Annotated in this window: 14 protein-coding genes and 1 pseudogene; 6 read left to right on the forward strand and 9 right to left on the reverse strand. The window is 73.5% G+C overall.

Annotated features, from left to right (window positions below):
- Window positions 1-20: 20 nt before the first annotated feature.
- A complete protein-coding gene (locus tag ACGF8A_RS30520; RefSeq protein ID WP_393113466.1) occupies window positions 21-1,061 on the forward strand; it encodes a lactonase family protein in 1,041 nt (346 codons plus the stop codon).
- A 75-nt stretch (window positions 1,062-1,136) separates the two neighbouring features.
- Here the strand turns inward: ACGF8A_RS30520 and ACGF8A_RS30525 are convergent, their stop codons facing one another.
- The 4 genes from ACGF8A_RS30525 to ACGF8A_RS30540 form a co-directional block, all read right to left on the reverse strand.
- Window positions 1,137-2,060, reverse strand: a complete 924-nt coding sequence (locus tag ACGF8A_RS30525; protein WP_393113467.1) for a sirohydrochlorin chelatase — start codon at window positions 2,058-2,060, stop codon at window positions 1,137-1,139.
- Between the two features lie 166 nt (window positions 2,061-2,226).
- Window positions 2,227-3,234 (reverse strand): N-acetylglucosamine kinase, encoded by a 1,008-nt coding sequence (locus ACGF8A_RS30530; RefSeq protein WP_393113468.1) that lies wholly within the window; start codon window positions 3,232-3,234, stop codon window positions 2,227-2,229.
- Window positions 3,231-3,908: a uracil-DNA glycosylase gene (locus ACGF8A_RS30535; protein ID WP_393113469.1), complete on the reverse strand. Its 678-nt coding sequence runs from the start codon at window positions 3,906-3,908 to the stop codon at window positions 3,231-3,233. The genes ACGF8A_RS30530 and ACGF8A_RS30535 overlap by 4 nt, the downstream gene beginning before the upstream one ends.
- Window positions 3,909-3,989: 81 nt before the next feature.
- Window positions 3,990-5,072: a WD40/YVTN/BNR-like repeat-containing protein gene (locus tag ACGF8A_RS30540; RefSeq protein ID WP_393113470.1), complete on the reverse strand. Its 1,083-nt coding sequence runs from the start codon at window positions 5,070-5,072 to the stop codon at window positions 3,990-3,992.
- A gap of 270 nt (window positions 5,073-5,342) precedes the next feature.
- On the opposite strand from ACGF8A_RS30540, the gene ACGF8A_RS30545 reads away from it, so the two are divergent.
- The gene (locus tag ACGF8A_RS30545; protein ID WP_393113471.1) at window positions 5,343-5,927 is read left to right on the forward strand and encodes a hypothetical protein; all 585 of its coding nucleotides are present in this window, start codon (window positions 5,343-5,345) and stop codon (window positions 5,925-5,927) included.
- Window positions 5,928-6,230: 303 nt separating this feature from the next.
- Here the strand turns inward: ACGF8A_RS30545 and ACGF8A_RS30550 are convergent, their stop codons facing one another.
- Window positions 6,231-7,919 carry a DNA alkylation response protein gene (locus ACGF8A_RS30550; protein ID WP_393113472.1) on the reverse strand — a complete coding sequence of 563 codons (1,689 nt, stop codon included), beginning with the start codon at window positions 7,917-7,919 and terminating at the stop codon, window positions 6,231-6,233.
- A gap of 75 nt (window positions 7,920-7,994) precedes the next feature.
- Between ACGF8A_RS30550 and ACGF8A_RS30555 the strand changes: the two genes are divergently transcribed.
- The 3 genes from ACGF8A_RS30555 (at window position 7,995) to ACGF8A_RS30565 (ending at window position 14,120) form a co-directional block, all read left to right on the forward strand.
- Window positions 7,995-8,741, forward strand: coding sequence for a PaaX family transcriptional regulator C-terminal domain-containing protein (locus tag ACGF8A_RS30555; RefSeq protein ID WP_393113473.1), 747 nt, complete (start codon window positions 7,995-7,997; stop codon window positions 8,739-8,741).
- Between the two features lie 249 nt (window positions 8,742-8,990).
- Complete coding sequence (locus ACGF8A_RS30560) at window positions 8,991-9,476, forward strand: hypothetical protein (protein WP_393113475.1); 486 nt, start codon at window positions 8,991-8,993, stop codon at window positions 9,474-9,476.
- A 111-nt stretch (window positions 9,477-9,587) separates the two neighbouring features.
- On the forward strand, window positions 9,588-14,120 hold the full coding sequence (locus ACGF8A_RS30565) for an HAD-IC family P-type ATPase (RefSeq protein ID WP_393113510.1): 4,533 nt from the start codon (window positions 9,588-9,590) through the stop codon (window positions 14,118-14,120).
- Window positions 14,121-14,163: 43 nt separating this feature from the next.
- Here the strand turns inward: ACGF8A_RS30565 and ACGF8A_RS30570 are convergent.
- The 3 genes and pseudogenes from ACGF8A_RS30570 to ACGF8A_RS30580 form a co-directional block, all read right to left on the reverse strand.
- A pseudogene (locus tag ACGF8A_RS30570) lies at window positions 14,164-14,488 on the reverse strand (hypothetical protein); the annotation flags it as partial.
- 246 nt (window positions 14,489-14,734) lie between these two features.
- Window positions 14,735-16,075, reverse strand: coding sequence for an FAD-dependent oxidoreductase (locus ACGF8A_RS30575; protein WP_393113476.1), 1,341 nt, complete (start codon window positions 16,073-16,075; stop codon window positions 14,735-14,737).
- Between the two features lie 358 nt (window positions 16,076-16,433).
- Window positions 16,434-17,114, reverse strand: coding sequence for a DUF305 domain-containing protein (locus ACGF8A_RS30580; RefSeq protein WP_393113477.1), 681 nt, complete (start codon window positions 17,112-17,114; stop codon window positions 16,434-16,436).
- 63 nt (window positions 17,115-17,177) lie between these two features.
- Here ACGF8A_RS30580 and ACGF8A_RS30585 point away from each other — a divergent pair, with 63 nt between their 5' ends.
- Entirely contained in the window at window positions 17,178-18,680 is a 1,503-nt protein-coding gene (locus ACGF8A_RS30585; RefSeq protein ID WP_393113478.1) for an LVIVD repeat-containing protein, read from the forward strand.
- Here ACGF8A_RS30585 and ACGF8A_RS30590 read toward each other — a convergent pair.
- Window positions 18,677-19,378 (reverse strand): TetR/AcrR family transcriptional regulator, encoded by a 702-nt coding sequence (locus ACGF8A_RS30590; RefSeq protein ID WP_393113479.1) that lies wholly within the window; start codon window positions 19,376-19,378, stop codon window positions 18,677-18,679. The two genes, ACGF8A_RS30585 and ACGF8A_RS30590, sit on opposite strands and share 4 nt — an antisense overlap.
- Between the last annotated feature and the right edge of the window lie 46 nt (window positions 19,379-19,424).

Here is a 19,424-nt window from a genome sequence, read left to right on the forward strand (position 1 = left end):
GCAACCGAGAGGGGACAGCGGTGGGAGACGGCGGGCGGGCGTTCATCGGGTCGTTCACGGCGGCCGGCGGCCGCGGAGTGGTGACGGCGGCCGTGGACGCGGCGAGCGGTGCCCTGACCGTACTGGGCAGTCTGAACGGCGTGCCCAACCCCTCCTACCTGGCCCTCTCCGCCGACGGCCGCACCCTCTACGCGGTCAGCGAGACGACCGGCGGCGCGGTCGCGGCATACCGCGTCAACGGGCCGGAGCCCGAACCGGCCGGCCGCCCCGTCCCCGTCGGAGACGGCCCGACCCACCTCAGCGTCTTCGCGGGCCATGTCCTGACGGCCGACTACGGCTCCGGCAGCGTCACCGCCGTGCCGCTGCGCCCCGACGGCACCCTGGCCACGGCCCCTTCCGGCGTGCTGCGGCACACCGGCTCCGGTCCGCACACCCTGCGTCAGCAGGGTCCGCACGCCCACCAGGTGCAGGCCGACCCGAGCGGACGCTGGGTCCTCAGCGTCGACCTGGGCACGGACTCGGTACGCGTATGCCGCCTGGAGGAAGGCGCCCTCGCCCTGCACCGGGAGATCGCCCTGCGGCCCGGCACCGGCCCCCGCCACCTGGCCTTCCATCCCGGCGGCAGCCATGCCTACGTCGTGAACGAACTCACCCCGACCGTCACCGTCTGCCGGTGGAACGCCCTGGACGGCTCGCTGAAGCCACTCACCGAGACCCCGATCCTGCCCGCCGGCCCGGCCGGGGACGCCTACCCCTCGGGCATCGTCGCCTCGCCCGACGGCCGGTTCGTGTGGACCGCGACGCGTGGCGAGGACGTGCTGTCGGCGTTCGCCGTGGCGGGCGACGAACTGCGGCTGACGGGCACCGTGCCGTGCGGAGGCCACTGGCCTCGGGCGATCACCGTGTCGGGCGGATTCCTGTACGTGGCGAACGAGCGCTCCGGCGACGTCACATGGTTCACCGCCGACTCCGACACGGGGCTGCCCCGGCGGGCCGGCTCGGTCGCCGTGCCCGCGGCGTCCTGCGTGGTGTTCGGCCGAGGCGCGCGGTACGGGCGCTGACGCTCGCGGCACAGGCCGAGGGCCCGTCCGGCAGGCGGAACGGGCCCTCGATCGAACGGCTGTCTTACGCCGGGCTCAGCGCACCGGCGTCCCCTGCGGCTGCTGCGGGGCGATGCCCAGCGCCGTCGTGTACTTGGCCAGCGCCAGCTTGCCGATCGCGGGGTACGGGCCGAGCGCCTCGGCGGCGGCGCAGCCCGCCTCCCTCGCCGCCTCCTCGACCAGGACCGGGTCGATCTCCGGGCCGATCAGGTACGGAGCGAGCGCCAGCTGCTGCGAGCCCGAGGAACGCAGCTGCTCGGCGACGGACGAGATCGAGCCCTCCTGGTCGAGGGCCGCCGCCATCACCGGCACGGCGAGCCGCGCTGCGAGCAGCATGCCGGTGATCCCGGCAGCCTGCACGGCCTCCTCGCCGCCCACGGAGGCAAGGATGATGCCGTCGGCGGCCGTCGCCACCGTGAACAGCCGGGCGCGGTCGGCACGGGCCAGGCCCGCCTCCGACAGCCGCACGTGCAGGGCCTCGGCGAGCAGCGGGTGCGGGCCGAGCACGTCGGTCAGCTCGGCGGCGACCCGGCTGTCCATCACGGCCTGGCGGACCTGGCGCAACAGCGCGCTGTCCGGGCCGGCGAGCAGCGGCACCACGACGGCGACAGGCCCGTCGGGCTCCTTGACGTCCATCCCGGCGGCCCGCGCCTGCTCGAAGCGGGCGGTGCGCTCGTCGGCGGCGTGCGCGAGCACGGTCTGCAGCGTGGGGAACTCCGAGCCGTCCCCGTCGACATAGCCGATCCGGGCATCCAGGCCGGGGAGTTCGGAGCGGGCGATGCTCACGACCTCCTCGGCGAGGCCGCGCGTGACGGCGCTGGGAGTGCCGGGCACCGCGAGGACGAGCGCGGGCGCGCCCTCGGGAGCCGCCAGCGGCTCGGGTCGGCGGTGCCGCCCGGGCTGGCGGGGGCGCGGCATTCGTACTGGCAGGCCGGACGCGGGCCCAGTGGGGGAACTCATGGCGCCGCATGTTACTGGCTTACTGGGCTCCCCTGTTCGGGGAGGGTGCATGTGAGCGGTATCCGTCCCATTTTGTCTGATGAGTTACGTACGAAATGGAAGTGATCAGTGGGTTTCTGTGCGGTGGCCGCTGACGTGTACGGAACGAACGGGTACAACTCGGCTGTCAGTCGCCCTGTGCGCTCGCGACGTACAGCATCTTTTCGTCACGCGGCAGGCCGAGGGCCCCGGTCGCCAACTCGGTCGCGATACGCACCGAGCCGTGCAGCGGATCGCCCTCGGCGGCGACTCGCCGCGCATGCGGCAGTCGTCCGGCCAGCTCGTCCTCAAGAGGTACGAGGAGGGCGGCGCCCAGCTTGAACAGGCCACCGGTGATCGCCACTTCGGGCCGGCCCTCCGCCGGGCAGACTGCGGCAGCGGAGTCGGCCATGTGCCGCGCCGCGGCGTGCAGCACGGCCACGGCCACCGGATCGCCCTCGCCCGCGCAGTCCGCGACCCGGGGTGCGAACGAGGCGAGGACGGCGGGGCGGTCAGGTCGCGGGTACAGCTTGCCCGGCAGTTCCCGTACCGGCCCGAACAACTCCTCGGCGCACTCCAGCAGTCGGGCGGAGCCGCCCGCCCGCCCGTCGTACGCGCGCAACGCGGCCTCGAGCCCGGCCCGCCCGATCCAGGCGCCACCGCCGCAGTCGCCCAGCAGATGCCCCCAGCCGTCGGCCCTCCGCCAGGACGTGAGGTCCGTGCCGACGGCGATCAGACCCGTACCGGCGGCGACGACGGCACCGGAACGCGACCCCAGGGCGCCCGCATACGCCGTGACCGCGTCGGCGGCGAGGGCCACCGTCCGGATCCGGCACTCCCGGCGCAGGGCCCCCGGCAGTTCGGCGCGCAGGGCGTCGCCGAGCGTGCTGAAACCGGCGGCGCCGACGGCTGCCGTGCCGAGCGCCTCGAACCCGGCATCGGCGATCGCGGCCCGCACCAGGGGCACCAGTTGCTCCATCAGATGCCCGGCGTCGATGCCCCGGTCACCTGTCCGCACCGGCACCCGGGAGTCCCGTCCGGCCAGCGGTCCCCGCGCGACGTCACCGACGACGACGCGAAGCCCGGAACCGCCGGAGTCGACGGCGAGGAAGCCGCCGGCGCTCGCCGGTGCGCGGCCGTGGGGTGCTCCCGTCACGGCAGGCGCCAGTCCACCGGCTGACCTCCCTGACGCATGAGGAGGTCGTTGGCGCGGCTGAACGGGCGCGAGCCGAAGAACCCGCGGTCGGCCGACATGGGGGAGGGGTGCGCGGACTCCACCGAGGGCAGGTCGCCGAGCAGCGGGCGGAGGTTGCGCGCGTCGCGGCCCCAGAGGATGGACACCAGCGGTTTGCCGCGCGCGGCCAGGGCGCGGATGGCCTGCTCGGTGACCTCCTCCCAGCCCTTGCCCCGGTGCGCGGCCGGACGCCTCGGGGCGGTGGTGAGCGCCCTGTTCAGCAGCAGCACACCCTGCCGGGTCCACGGAGTGAGGTCGCCGCTGGACGGCTGGGGCAGTCCCAGATCGGTGTTCAGCTCCCGGTAGATGTTGATCAGACTGCCGGGCAACGGACGCACATCGGGCGCGACGGAGAAGGACAGTCCCACCGCGTGCCCGGGAGTCGGATACGGATCCTGTCCGACAATCAGGACGCGTACCTCGTCGAAGGGCTGCCGGAAGGCACGTAGGACATCCGGCCCGGCCGGGAGATAGGTGCGTCCCGCGGCGATCTCCGCACGCAGGAAGTCACCCATCTCCGCGATCCGCCCGGCCACGGGTTCCAGGGCCTGCGCCCAGCCCGCTTCGACGATTTCATGCAAGGGTCGTGGTGCCACGGCGTCACCCTACTGCCGTACAGGCAGCGGCGATCAACCAGTGGCCAACACCGCGCGACCGTAAGCCCCCCGTACGCGTCATCAGATCACCGCGGCCCGCACACACAGCACGTCCGGCAGGTGCGACGCCAACTGCCGCCAGCTGTCGCCGTCGTCGGCCGACGCGAACACCTCGCCGTTGCGGTTGCCGAAGTACACGCCAGCCGGGTCCGCGTCGTCCGTGCACAGCGCGTCGCGCAGCACCGTGCCGTAGTGGTCCTCCTGGGGCAGTCCGGCCGCCAGCGGCTCCCACGACTTGCCCGCGTCCGCCGTCCGGAAGACCCGGCACCGCCGGTCCGCGGGCACCCGGTCGGCGTCCGCGTTGATCGGGAACACATATGCCGTCTCCGCGCGGTGGGGGTGGGCCGCGGCGGCGAAACCGAAGGTCGAGGGCAGGCCCTCACCGATGTCGGTCCAGTGGGCGCCCGCGTCGTCGCTGCGGTACACCCCCCAGTGGTTCTGGAGATACATCCGGTCCGGTGTCCCCGCGTCCTGCGCGATCTTGTGAACGCACTGGCCGAACTCCGGGTCGGGATCAGGCATGAACACCGCGGAGACACCGGAGTTGGACGGGGCCCAGCTCGCGCCGCCGTCGGTCGTGCGGAACACCCCGGCCGCCGACACCGCGACCGTCAGTGTCCTGGGATCCCGCTGGTCGGTGACCACGGTGTGCAGGCCCTCGCCACCGCCGCCCGGCTGCCACTGGGAGCGCGTGGGGTGCTCCCACAGGGGGCGGACCAGCTCGAATGTCTCCCCTCTGTCCTCCGAGCGGTACAGCGCGGCCGGTTCCGTGCCCGCGTAGACCACGTCCGGCTCGGCGGCCGCCGGGTGCAGCTGCCACACGCGCTCGAGTGAAGCTCCCGTGTCCTTGGGGAACTTCACGGCCGGCTGCGCCGGTTCGGTCCAGGTGCGGCCCAGGTCGTCCGAGTGGAAGACCGACGGACCCCAGTGGGCGCTGTCGCCACCGGCCAGCAGACGCGGGGTGGTTCCCCGGGTGTCGATGGCGACCGAGTACACGGCCTGCGCGTTGAAGTAGGGACTTTCGTCGAACTCCCAGGCGCTCCCGCGCCGGCGCCCGATGAACAGGCCTTTGCGTGTGCCCACGGCGAGCAGTACTTCGGTCATGCCGATCACCTCCGCGACGTGTTTGTCCCAGACATCGGCCAGTCTGCACCCCACCACTGACAGTCACCCCCATAGATGCAGTTGCCCCAGGTCAGCGCGGTGTCGCCGGTCGCCGCCGCGCGTGCCGGCGATCGCTCCGCACCGGGCGTGCGCGCGGCCACCGCTCCTTCGGGGCGACCCCTCGCGGGCGGCCTCTGAGCATCGGCGTGCCGTGCGCCGTATGGGAGGGCGGTGGGGATGTTCGTGCGGCTCGCGAGGAGGAAGCCTTCGATGGCGTTCCGTGGTCGGAAGGTGTGGCTGTGGCGCTGGCGGCGGAACCCGCTCAAGCGACGCTCCGACAGGGTGGAGGCCTGGGTCCTGCTCGCCGTCTGGGCGCTTGCGGCGGCGGCCGCCGTGCTCGCGGGGCAGGCGGTGAGCCGGACCGTCGAACGGGAGCTTGCCCGGGAGCGCGTCGAGTGGCGCCGGATCGAGGCACGGCTGTCCGAGTCGGTGCCGGGATCGTCCCCCACCAGGTCCGGCGCGCCGGACACCGAGCGGGTGTGGGCCGAGGTCCGCTGGCCGGCGCCGGACGGCTCCGACCGCACCGGCCAGGCACGGGTCCGCCCCGGCAGCCCCGCCGGTACGCCGGTCACCGTCTGGACCGACCGGCAGGGCCGTCTGGTCACCGAGCCGACCACGCCTGAAGAGGCCCGCGTCCGCGCCGGCCTGATCGGCGCCCTCGCGGGCCTCGGCGCGACCGCCCTGCCCCTGACGGGCGGCCGTCTGCTCCGCAACCGGCTGGAACGCAGGCGCCTGGACCAATGGGAGACCGACTGGGCCCGTTTCGACACGCTACGGCGGCGTCAGACGGGCTGACCCCTTCGTCTGCGTGGGATGGGCTGGGCGCTCTGCTGCGTCAGGTGCGGTACGGCCTCGCCTGCGCCAGGTGGGCCGGGTCGCGGGGCGCCGGACGGGCTGGGCTGTGAGGGCGCCGCATGACCCGTGCCGTGGCGGCGGCGCTACGGTCTGCCTCGTATCGGCGCCACGCCGCATGAGCCTTGGCGGCGCGTGAGCCGTTGTGGCGTCATGCGCCCGGAGCCGTGGTGGCGCGCCACGCGCCGTAGCGGCGCCACAGGTCCTGCCCCGTAGCGGCACCACGAGACCTGACCCGTACCGCCCTCACACGACCGACGCCGCAGGCAATCCCGTTGGATCGGACGTGGGCAGCGCCCTGTCCAGGACGGCGCCGACGTCGGCCGTGTCAGGGAGGGTGCCGAAGGCGTGGCCCCAGTCGCCGCCCAGACGCGTCGCGCAGAACGCGTCGGCGACCGCGGGCGGGGCGTGGCGGACCAGCAGTGACGCCTGCAGGGTGAGCGCCATCAGCTCGACCAGCCGCCGCGCGCCCGCCTGCGACCCCTGCGCCAGCGTGCCCTTGAGCCGCCGCACCGCGCCGTCGAGCCGGGCGTCCGCCCCTTGGGCCGATGCCAGCTCGGCGAACAGCGCATCCGCGGTGCCCGGCTCGCGACTCAACGCCCGCAGTACGTCGAGGGCATTGACGTTCCCGGAGCCCTCCCAGATGGAGAGCAGGGGCGCCTCGCGATAGTGACGGGGCATGCCCGAGTCCTCCACGTAACCGTTGCCGCCGAGGCACTCCAGGGCCTCGGCGGTGAAGGCCGGGCCCCGCTTGGTGACCCAGTACTTGCCCACGGCGGTGGCGATGCGGCGGAACGCCGCCTCGCCCGTGTCCCCGCGCACCGCCCTGTCGGCCGCGCCCGCGAGCCGCAGGGTGAGCGTCGTGGCCGCCTCGGACTCCAGCGCCAGGTCGGCCAGCACGTTGCGCATCAGCGGCTGGTCCACCAGGCGCGCCCCGAACGCGCTGCGATACCGGACGTGGTGCCCCGCCTCCACCAGGGTCTTACGCATCAGCGTCGCCGAGGCCATCACGCAGTCCAGCCGCGTGCAGTTGACCATCTCGATGATCGTCTTGACGCCCTGCCCCTCGGGGCCGACCAGCCAGGCGACGGTCCTGTCGAACTCGGGCTCGGAGGAGGCGTTCGATCGGTTGCCGAGCTTGTCCTTCAGACGCTGGATGCGGAACGTGTTGCGGCTCCCGTCGGGCAGCACACGCGGCACCAGGAAGCAGGACAGTCCCTCGGGGGCCTGCGCCAGCACCAGGAACACGTCGCACATCGGGGCCGATGTGAACCACTTGTGCCCGCGCAGCGTGTACACGCCGGGCTCGTCGGTGGGCGTGGCGACGGTGGTGTTCGTACGGACGTCCGAGCCGCCCTGCTTCTCGGTCATCCCCATGCCGGCCAGCAGACCGCTCTTCCGTGTCGGAACGTCGAGCTCCGGGTCGTACTCCCGGCCGGTCAGCAGTGGTTCGTAGACCTTCGCGAGGTCCGGCTGACGGCGCAGCGCGGGGACGGCGGCGTACGTCATGGACGTGGGGCAGCCATGTCCGGCCTCGGCGTGGCCCCACACCAGCCCGCTCGCCGTACGGGCGACATGAGCCCCCGGCCGGTCCTCCGCCCAGGGGGCGCCCGCCAGGCCCTCGGCGACCGCGACGCGCATCAGGTGGTGCCAGCTGGGGTGGAAGTCGACCTCGTCCACCCGGTTGCCGTACCGGTCGTGGGTGCGTAGTACCGGTTCGTGCCGGTTGGCCAGTTCACCCCACTCCTGCGCCTCCTCGCTGCCGGCCTGCCGGCCGAGCCGCCGGATGCCGTCCTCGGCCCACCCGGCTCCCTCGCGCCGCAGCCCCTCCAGCAGGGCTCGGTCGTCGGACGCGTCGTAGGGGGTGAGGGCGGGGGACTGGTTGGTGACGACGTGGGTGGCGCCACCGGAAGGACCGTCATGTGTCGAGACCATGAAGGAAAGTGTTGCAGTATTGCTGCGATCGCAGCAATACTGCAACAACAAGTGCGCGCCGTACAGTACGTGACCATGCGCATCGACGAGACGACCCCGTCCGGCGCGGTCGAACTGCGCCCGCTGTCGGCCCGGTCCGTCGTGCTGAGCCTGCTGCTCGGTGTCCATCCTCCCGAAGTGCCGGGGCGGGACCTCGCCCGTGCCGTGGAATCCTTCGGCGTCGGCGGCTCCACCCTGCGCGCCGCGCTCAGCCGGATGACGGCCGCCGGTGACCTGCTGCGCACGGACACCGGCTACCGGATCGGCGAGCGCCTCCTGGAGCGTCAGCGCCGACAGGACGACGCCCTGCACCCCCGCACGCGCGCGTGGGACGGCGACTGGGAGATGGCCGTGATCACCGCGACCGGCCGCGGGCCCGCCGAACGCGCCGACCTGCGCGCCCGGCTCACCGCACTGCGGCTTGCCGAACTCCGCGAGGGCGTCTGGCTCCGGCCGGCCAACCTGCTCCGTCCCGTGCCGGACGACCTGGCGGCCGTACTCCAGCCCTTCACGGCCCGGCCCGCGCAGCCCGGCCGCGACCTGGCGGCGACCCTGTGGCCGCTGGGCACCTGGGCCGCCACGGCCCGCGCGCTGCTCGGGCACATCGCGCGCGTGGACCATCCGGCCGACCGTCTCACCACCCTCGCGGCCGCCCTGCGTCATCTGCTCGCCGACCCCGTGCTGCCGCCCGAACTTCTGCCCGCCGACTGGCCGGGGGCCGCACTGCGCACCGCCTACGCCGACTATCAGCGCGAGTTGGCGGACGCCGTGCGGCGGACGTGAGGCGGCGACCGTGCGAAGCGCCCCGCCGGTGCGCTCCCTGGAGCAAGCACTTTCCGGGCGCCTCCCTCACGGGCCTCCGGTCCAGTGGACGAGACGGAAACGCGCGCTTCCTCGGCGGCGCCACGTCCACCGGCACCGCAATGGTGTGATGCCCCATTTATGCGACTTTTCGTCATTCGTACGGGTGACGTCTGGTATCAAGGGAACCCGGCGGGGTGACACATGGATCTGCCAGGGAGCGTGAGTGTCATGGCACGGCAGAAGACCTCGCCGGAACTCCCGGCACCACTGCGCGCGCCCGTGACGGCGCTGCGCAAGGTGCCCGGGGCGGAGGCGGTGACCAAGGCGGCGGGTGGAGCGCTGGACGCGGTCGGCACCGTATCGCCGCGCGGCCGTCGCGTGGCGGTGTACACCGGCGCCGGGCTGCTCGGAGTCGCGGGCCTGGTGGAGTGGCCGGTGGCCCTCACGGTGGCGGGGGTGGCCTGGCTGACCCAGCCGAAGCCCGGGCACGAGGGCAACGGGGAGGCCACCACGACGGGCGGCACCAAGGCGACGGCCACCAAGTCGTCCACGGCGAGGCGCACGACGTCCAGCGGTGGGAAGACGGCGGGCGCCGGGCGGCGTACGTCGTCGACGAGCAAGCGTACGACCTCCAGTCGTGCGAAGTCGGGCACCTCCGGCGGGCGGAGTTCGTCCAGCGGGGGCCGGCGCAAGGCGACCACGAGCGGCAGTTAGGAGACGGCGGGCCGGAGCCCTGACACCCGGCCCGCCTGACATACGAGAAAAGGGCGTGACATGGGGCTTTGGTTGCTGAGGAGCTCATCGGCGGCCGTCTCCGACATCGTCATGGCCGGGCCGCGCCTGCTGGTGCGCGGGACCGCGCCCGCGGTCGGTGCTGCCGCCGGTGCCGTGGCCGGAACCGCGCGCGCCGGAGTGCGCGGCGCGGAGTCCATGGTGCGGGTGTCGCGGGTGGCGCGTGCGGCGGTGCCCGGCGGGGGGCGCCACTGGAGAGCCGGCAACCGGGTGCACCTCGCGCTGCGGGCGGCCACCGAACCCAAGCAGCCGGAGCACCGAGACCAGCAGGAGCGCCCCGGGCGGCGGCAGGGACCTGAGCAGCGGGAGGGATGCGAGCAGCCGAAGCGCCCCGAGCCGCCGGAGGGACCTGAGCAGCCGGAGCGGCCCGAGCAGGCGAGGCGCCCCGAGCCGGAGGGATTCGAGCAGCCGGAGGGACCCGAGCCGCCGGAGCGCCCCCAGCCGCCGGCGGGGCCCGAGCAGCCCGCGCAGCCCGAGCAGGCGGAACGGGCAGGTCGCGAGGACCGGGCAGCCGCCACCGCGCGGGCGGCCCGGCGGATGGCCGAGGCCCTCGCCGAGCACCCGGACGTCGCCTACGCCTACTGGGACGGCGGGCTCGCCCGGCTGGTGGTCGTCGCGTGCGAGGCGACCCTGACGGACGGGGTGCTCGAACGGGCGAACGAGCTGGCCGACAAGTACGATCTCGTGCCCGCGGACGTCCCGGTCGAGGAGTTCGCGCATCCCGGTGACCCGGGCGAAGTGCGGACCGTGTCGGCGGCGATCGTCGCCGACGCCGCGGGCATCGTCGCCGCGGTCACCGGATCCATGCTGCGGCTGCCGCCCTCACCCCGGTTCGTGACCGCGGGCGTCACCTTGCTGCGCGAGAACCCCCGCTTCCGCGGCTGGATGCGGTCCCGGTTCGGCTCCTCCCGTACGGACCTGATGCTGGCCGTCGCCAACGCGGCCGCCCACGGCGCCGGGCAGTCCCCGACCTCCCTGGTGCTGGACGGCGCCCTGCGTTCCCTCCAGCTCGCGGAGGCGCTGGCGCGCGGTGCCGCCTTCGAGTCCGTGCACGATCAGGTGGTCGGACCTGGACGCGACGACGTCGCCGCGCACCGCTTCCCGCGTCCGCCGCTGCGCACCGCACCCGCCCAGGAGTACGCCGTCCACGCCGAGACCGGCAGTGTGGTGGGAGCCGCCGTGACACTGCTGGTCAAGCACAGTGGCACCGAAGCGGCGGAGGCCATCCTCGCGGGCTCCCCGAAGGCCGCACGCTACGGCCCCGCGGCCTTCCACGCGGTCCTGGGCTGCGCGCTGGCCCGCACCGGTGTGCTGGTACGCAACATGGACCGGCTGCGGCAGCTGGAGACGGCCGGCACGGTCTTCCTGCATCCGAGCGCCCTGCACAGCGCGGACGGCAGCGCGGACCCGATGGCCGAGGCCGTTCTCGACGCGGCACGGCGGGCCGGCCTGCGGGTCGTGGTGGTGGCCGACCCCGCGCTCGGTGAGTTCGCCGCACTCGCGGACCACATCGTCGCCGCCGACCGCCCGCCCGCCGAGGTGGTGGACCGGCTGCGGGGCCGCGGGGGCGTCATCTCGGTTGCCCGGCCCTCCTCCGCCGACGACACCGACGCGCTGTCCGGGCTGCTGGCCGGGGACGTGGCCGTGACGCTCGCCGACGGGGACTCGGCCGTCGCCTGGGGCGCCGACCTGGTCGCGCCGGGCGGACTTGCCGACGTGTGGCGACTGCTCTGCGCGGTGCCCGCGGCCCGCGGGGTCGGCCGGCGCTCGCAGGTCCTGGCCAGGTCCGGCGCCGCCCTGTCCGGGCTGCTGGTCGCCGTGGGCGAGTCGGGGGGCGCCACCCCCAGCGGGATTCCGCTGGTCGGCCTGCGGCACGCGCCCGTCGACATCGGCGCCGCCCTCGCCCTGCTGGGCGGCACGCGGGCGGCCGTCGGTGTGGCGGCGGCCCGTGCGCCGCACCCCAGGCCCCGGGTTCCCTGGCACGCCCTCAAGGTGAACGACGTACGCAAGCGTCTGGAACGCCGCACGGAGGAGCAGCAGACGGCCGTCACCTCCGCGGTCGGCGGGGTCCGCAGGGCGGCGCGCACCGTCGTGCGCGCCCCCGGTATGACGCCGGTCCGCTGGACACTCGATCTGGGCAGGGCGGTCCGGGGAGAACTGGACGACCCGCTGACGCCCGTGCTGGCGGTCGGCTCGGCCGCCTCGGCGATCCTCGGCTCCATGGTGGACGCCCTGCTGGTGGTCGGCGCCCTCGACCTGAACGCGCTGGTCGGCGGCGTGCAGCGGCTGCGCGCCGAACGGGCGCTGTCCGGGCTCGTCGCCGAGCAGAAGCAGAAGGCCCGCGTCAGCGACGGGGACGCGGGCGGCTCGCACACCGTGGACGCCGCCCGGCTGCTCCCCGGCGATGTGATCGAGCTCAAGGTGGACGACGTCGTACCGGCCGACGCGCGCCTGCTGTGGGAGGACGGACTGGAGGTGGACGAGTCGGCGCTGACCGGCGAGTCGCTGCCGGTCGACAAACAGACGGAGCCCACACCGAGTGCCGCCGTCGCCGACCGCCGCTGCATGGTGTTCGAGGGCACCACCGTGGTGGCGGGGCAGGCGCGGGCCGTGGTGGTGGAGACAGGCGAGCGCACCGAGGCGGCCCGGGCCGTCCACCTCGCAGCCCGCAAGCCACCGGCCGCGGGTGTGCAGGCCCGGCTCCAGGAACTCACCAGCAAGGCACTGCCGTTGACGATGGCGGGCGGCGCGGCGGTGACCGGCCTGTCGCTGCTGCGCGGCGCCCCGATCCGGGAGGCTGTCAGCGGTGGTGTGGCGGTCGCGGTGGCCGCCGTGCCCGAAGGGCTGCCGCTGGTGGCCACGGTGGCGCAACTGGCGGCCGCCCGCAGGCTCAGCCACCGGGGCGTGCTCGTACGGGCGCCGCGCACGCTGGAGGCGCTCGGCCGGATGGACACGGTCTGCTTCGACAAGACCGGCACCCTCACCGAGAACAAGCTGCGGCTGGTGCGGGTGACCGACGCCGACAGCAGGACTTCCACGCCGGAGGAGGCCGCGGACACCGAGACCATGAGGGTCGCGGTACGCGCCTGTCCGCAGCCGGAGGAGGGACCCGACAAGCCGGTGCACGCCACCGACGAGGCGGTCCTGGACGCTGCCGCTCGTGACCCCGAGTGGGTGCAGACCGAGGGCCGGCCGTTCGAGGCGGGCCGCGGCTACGCCGGTGCCGTGGGCCATTCCGGCGACGGCAAGCGGGTGTTGGTGGTCAAGGGCGCGCCCGAGGTCGTGCTGCCGGCCTGCCGCGACGTCCCCGACCACGCCTACGACAAGGCCCACGACCTTGCCCGGGACGGACTGCGGGTGCTTGCGGTGGCGCAACGGCCGCTGGCCGAAGGCGAGAAGGATGCGGAGGTCGGTGAAGCGCCTCTGAAGGGACTGGAGTTCACCGGGCTCCTCGCGCTGGCCGACGTGCCCCGCGAATCGTCCACCGCGCTCGTGCACGGGTTGCGCGAGGCGGGCGTACGACCGGTCATGCTGACCGGCGACCACCCGCAGACCGCCCGCGCGATCGCCGTCCAGCTGGGCTGGCCGGAGGACACCGATGTGGTCACCGGCGACGAACTGGCCGCCGCGGACCGCTCCGAGCGCGCCCGGATGCTGCACGACGTGGGTGTGGTCGCCCGGGTCGCGCCCGAGCAGAAGCTCCAGGTCATCGAGGCGCTGATGGACTCCGGCCGGGTGGTCGGCATGGTCGGCGACGGCGCCAACGACGCCGCCGCCATCCGCGCCGCCGACGTCGGCGTGGGCATCAGCGCCCGCGGTTCCGCCGCCGCCCGCAACGCCGCGGACCTGGTCCTCACCAACGGCGACATGACCGTGCTCGTCGAGGCGGTCTCCGAGGGCCGCGCCCTGTGGCACAGCGTCGCCGACGCCGTCGCCATCCTGATCGGCGGCAACGCGGGCGAGGTCGGCTTCGGGATCGTCGGCAGCCTGCTCGGCGGGGCCTCGCCGCTGTCGACCCGTCAGATGCTGCTGGTGAACCTCTTCACGGACCTGTTCCCGGCCATGGCGGTGGCGGTCACGCCCCAGAAGGACGTGCGGGAGGAGGCGAGCGCGGGCAGCGGGCCGTTGGGTACGTCGCTGCTCGGTACGCCGCTCATGCGGCAGATCCGGCACCGGGCGCTGACCACGTGTCTCGGCGCGGTCGCGGCCTGGCTGATCGGCCGGTTCACCCCGGGGTCGGTCCGCCGTACGACCACGATGGCCCTGTGCGCCGTGGTCGGCACCCAGCTCGCCCAGACACTCGCCGACCGGCGCGACAGCCCCCTGGTCCGCCTGACCGTCCTCGGCTCCGCCGTGGCCCTGGTCGCCGTGGTCGAGACCCCGGGCGTGAGCCAGGCCCTCGGCTGCACGCCGCTCGGTCCGGTGGCCTGGGCGGGCGTCCTGGCCGCCATCGCCCTCGCGGTCGCGGGCCAGCGATCGCTGCCGCACATCGAACGGGCGGTCGTACGTCTGGGCGAGGGGGCACCCGCCGGCCTCAAGGACGCACTGGCACGCCTCGGCGCCTGAGGTGGCCAGGAAGCGCGTGCGACGGCTGACGGACGGCGGCGCGTCAAGGCCCGCTCACGCAGGCGGCGTTGGCGCGTTCCGGCGTGTCCGGCTCCGGCCTGGGGCCGGCGGACCGGGCGGCATGGCGGAAGACGTGTCGAGCCGCGTGCTGTGCCCATGACGGGTCGCGCAGGGAGCTCTCGGCCCAGCAGGACGGCGTCGCTGTCGCCGTTGGCGGTGATCCTTTCCGCCTGTTCGGCCTCCGTGATGAGCCTGATGGCGGCAACGGACCGGGAGGTCTCCGCCTTGACCCGGGCGGCGAAGGGGGCCTCGTAGCCAGGGGCGGTCGGGCCGGGGACGCCGGACGCGCTGCCGCCGGTGGAGACGTCCTGGCCTGCTCGCCGTCGCCGAGCGGCAGGCCACCCGGCTCGGTGCGGCCGGCCGAACCACCCCTGGCAGGAGGGCGGTTGAAGAGCACGGCCGCACGCCAGCGGATCCGCGGTGATCGGGTGGCAAGGCCCGCGGGTGACAGCTTCCGCGCGCCCCGACTCAGCCGGAACGGTCACCGCGACCGCGTACATCGCGGGCACGTGCCGCATCCCGTAGGCGGCCGACTGCGGTCACCACGTTTTCCGTCACGACGCGCCGCGTGCCGCGGCCAGCAGGGACTCCCAGTCCGGCAGCTTGACGACACCGCGCCCGAGGGAGGCTCCGAGTTCGGCCTCCGCGCGTTCGATGGCACGCCACCCCGACCACTCGACCGGTTCGACCCCCGCGGCCCGCAGCACGGCGAGCGGCTCGTCCGGAACGTCCTTCCGTACGAGCACGGCGGCGTCCTCGACCAGCGACAGCACCGTCTCCTTGGCGCACGGGCGGTTGGTGCCGATGACGCCCGTCGGACCGCGCTTGATCCAGCCCGCCACGTACTCGCCCGGCGCGACGACGCCGCCGCGCACCACGCGCCCGGCCAGATGCGGCACGGTACCGGTGGCCGGATCGAACGGCAGCCCCTCCAGCGGCACTCCGCGATACCCCACCGACCGCAGCACCAACTGGGCCTCGACGTCCTCGTACCGGCCCGTCCCGGTCACACCGCCCCGCCCGTCCGGCAGCGTCCGCTCGAAGCGCACCGCGCCGACCCGGCCGCCGTCGGCCAGCAACTCCACCGGACGCAGGAAGAACCGCAGCCGGATCCGGCGCGGCAGATCCTTCGCCGGTTCGGCGGCCCAGCTGCGCAGCACCTCGACGTTGCGCCGCTGCACGGCGGGCAGCGCCGACGGGTCGACGTACGCCGGGTCCAGCGCCAACTCATCAGGCTCCACACGTACTTCGGCACCCGGCAGCGCGCCGAGCTCGCGCAGCTCCTTGGTGGTGAACCGGGCCTGTGAGGGGCCTCGCCGCCCCACCATCAGGACGTCACTCACCCGGCTCGCGGTCAGCGCGGTGAGCGCCGCGTGCGGCATGTCGGTGGGGCTCAGCTCGGCCGGGCCGCGCGCCAGGATCCGGGTGACGTCCACGGCGACGTTCCCCACGCCGATGACCACGGCCGACCGCGCGCCGAGCACGAAACCGTCGGCCAGGGCGTCGGGATGGGCGCTGTACCAGGACACGAACTCGGTCGCCGAGAAACTGCCCGGCAGGTCCTCGCCCGGAATCCCGAGATGGCGGTCGGTCGCGGCGCCCACGCAGTACACCACCGCGTGGTACAGCTCCCGCAGCCGGGCGGCCGGAACCCCGCCGGCGCCGACCTGTACACCGCCGAGGAAGCGCACGCGTTCGTGCTCCAGAACTGCCCGGAGGTTGTTCTGCAGCGACTTGATCTTCTCGTGGTCGGGCGCCACGCCGTACCGCACCAGCCCGTAGGGGCAGGGCAGCCGGTCCAGCACGTCGACGAGGACGGTGGGGTCCTGCTGGACGAGGGTCTGGGCGCAGTAGACCCCGCTCGGTCCGGAGCCGACGACGGCGACACGCAGCACGGCGGAACTCCTTCGTCCGGTGGGTCACCGGTGGATCGTCCGGTGCAGTACGGCAGATCGCTGATGGGTCCAGCATGGCACCGCCGTGGCGCCGCGGACAGGGTGCCGGGCGGCACGGGGTGACGAGTCCGTCCGAATGGGTGCCCGACCCCTCCGCCCGCCCGCCTCCCGCGCCCGGCCCGGTCCGTCGCCTATCCGCCTCCCGCGCCCTGTCCGACCCGTCGCCTACCCGCTGCCCGCGCGCTGCCCGGCCCCCGCCTCACCGCTGCCCGGTGACCGCCGCGCGCCCTGTCCTGCCCGCCGCGCGCCCTGTCCTGCCCGCCGCCCCGCCCCCGCCCCCGCCCGGCCCGCGGCGGCCTCACAGCATCGCGCGCATCCGCGTGATCTCGCTGGTCTGCTGGGCGATCACATCGTCGGCCAACTCCTCGATCCGGACGTTGTTGCCCTGCGCCTTCACGTCCGCGGCCATCGTGATCGCCCCCTCGTGATGAGTGATCATCAGGGAGAGGAAGAGCCGGTCGAAGGCCTTCCCCCGCGCCGCCCGCAGTTCGGCCAACTGCGCCTCGGTCGCCATGCCGGGCATCGCGGCATGATCATGATCCCCGCCCTCCTCGGTCTTCCCGTGCTCCTCGAGCCAGCTGCGCATGACCGTGATCTCCGGCTGCTGCGCGGCCTGGATCCGTTCCGCCACCTTCCTCACCTGCGACGACTCGGCGCGGTCCGGGACGAGTCCGGTCATCTCCAGTGCCTGTGAATGGTGCGTGATCATCATGCGTGTGTAGTCGACGTCGGCGGAGTTGGGGGTGTCGTCGTCGACGCGCTGCTTCGCCGCGTCCTCGGCGGACAGGGTCCGGTTCGCCTCGCCCGGGCCGCCGGGCACGATCACCGACGGGCCGCTCGCCCCGTCCGGCCCGGCGTCCGCGCCGGAGTCGCAGGCCGTGAGCGCGAGCACGGCCGACGCGGTCAGCGGCACCGCCACGCGGACCGCCCGGGCGAAAACCTGCGTTACATATCGCTGTCCCTCTGTTGATCTGTGCATGGCGAAGACGATACTGCGGGGGTCCGTGAACCGTTCCTCCCGAACGGAAGAAGGGAAGACGCAGTGATCCTGTCGAACGATCCCCGAACGCGACTCAGACGTCTTGGCGTTGCCACCGCCGCGGCCGGACTGCTGGCCGCACTGCTGACGTCTCAGCCGGCGACCGCGACCCCCGACCCGGGGGACGGGCCGCAGACCGGCAAGGAGGTCTCCCGCAGCACCCAGGCAGAGGTGCGCGAGGCGGTGGAATCGGGGGAGATCCCCGGCCAGGACGAGATCGTCCACTCCGCCAACGTCGAGCACCTCGCCAACATCCCCAAGGACGTGCTGCCCAACACCAATTCGGACCTCGCGTTCCAGGGCCGCTACGCCTTCGCCGGCAACTACGACGGCTTCCGCATCTTCGACATCAGCAACCCGCGGGCGCCCAGGACGGTCGCCCAGGTGCTGTGCCCCGGCTCGCAGAACGACATCTCCGTCTCCGGCGACCTGCTGTTCCTGTCCACCGACTCCTCGCGCAGCGACAGCAGTTGCAACAGCACCACACAGCCCGTGACCGAGAAGTCCTCCTGGGAGGGCATGAAGGTCTTCGACATCAGCGACAAGCGCAACCCGCGCTACGTCGCCGCCGTCGAGACCGCCTGCGGCTCGCACACCCACACGCTGATCCCCGAGCGCCGCAGCGTCTACGTGTACGTCTCCTCGTACTCGCCGAACGCCGCCTACCCCGACTGCCAACCGCCGCACGACGGCATATCGGTCATCAAGGTGCCGCGCCACGCCCCGGAGAAGGCGGCGGTCGTCGGCTTCCCGGTGCTCTTCCCGGGCGAGGGCCCGGACGGTGGCGGCAACCCCGGCGGACCCACCAACCCCGGTGTCTCCAAGACCACCGGCTGCCACGACATCACCGTGCTGCCCTCCAAGGACCTGGCGGCCGGCGCCTGCATGGGTGACGGCATCCTGCTCTCCATCAAGGACCCGGAGCGCCCGAAGGTCATCGACCGTGTGCAGGACAACGTGAACTTCGCGTTCTGGCACTCGGCGACGTTCAACCAGAGGGCGAACAAGGTCGTCTTCACCGACGAGCTCGGTGGTGGCGGCGCGGCCACCTGCAACGCCGAGATCGGCCCCAACCGGGGCGCCGACGGCATCTACGACATCGTCGGCCGGGGAGACCGGCGCGAGCTCGTCTTCCGCAGCTACTACAAGATCCCCCGGCACCAGGCGGACACCGAGAACTGCGTCGCCCACAACGGCTCGCTGATCCCGGTCAGGGGCAAGGACATCATGGTCCAGGCCTGGTACCAGGGCGGTGTGTCCGTCTGGGACTTCACCGACTCCGCCCGTCCCCGGGAGATCGCCTACTTCGAGCGCGGCCCGATCAGCACGGAGCAGCTCACGGGTGGCGGCTCCTGGTCGGCGTACTACTACAACGGCTACATCTACTCGAACGACATGGCGAAGGGCTTCGACGTCCTGAAGCTCGACGACCGGCGCACGGATCCCGCGCGGTGGGTGAAGCTGCGCGAGCTCAATGTGCAGACGCAGCCGGACTACTTCGACTAGGACGACGCATCGTCTTCGGGCGGTTCGGGCGCATCCGGTGCCCGCGCCGCCCCGGTGGCGAAGAAGCGGGAGACGTCCGCGTCGCACGTCCCGCCGGGCGCCTCGGTATCCGGCGGGACACCCATCTCCCAGCCGAGCCGGTAGCGCCGGAACAGCTCGGCGCGCAAGGGGGCGATCGGCATGCCCACGTTCGGCAGCACCATGGCGTAGACCGAGCCCATCAGCAGCGCGCGCAGCATCGGATAGTCGGCGCCGGCGTCGTGGGAGCCGTGCCGGGCGACGGTGTCCCGCAGCAACTCGGCGAGCCGCTGCTGCTCGGGGCACTGCACGAAGCCCTCGGTGTCCAGCAGTCCGGCCATGTGCTGGCGCATCAGCACGGTCCGGTCCCGGGCCAGCCCCAGGATCGCGTCGATGGCCCGAGCCATCCGCTCCCGGCCCTCCTCGGTGCGCGGTTCGCGCTCCAGCGCCTCCTCAAGGGTCCGGTGCATCAGCCGGTGGACGGCGGACTGGACCAGCTGGCGCTTGCCGGGGAAGTAGTACGACACCAGCCCGCGCGCCGATCCGGCCCGGTCCGCGATGTCCGCGAGCGTCGTCGCGTCGTATCCGCGCTCGTTCACCAGCTCGACCGCCGCCTGCAGAAGCCGTTCCCGGGAACGCCGCCGCAACTCTTCATTGACCGAGGCGCTACGGGGGGTCATGCTGTAACTCCAGCGTTGACTGGCTGCCAGCCAACTATACTCAGGG

This window comes from Streptomyces sp. NPDC047706, assembly GCF_043204795.1.
In the GTDB taxonomy this organism is placed as follows: Bacteria; Actinomycetota; Actinomycetes; order Streptomycetales; family Streptomycetaceae; genus Streptomyces.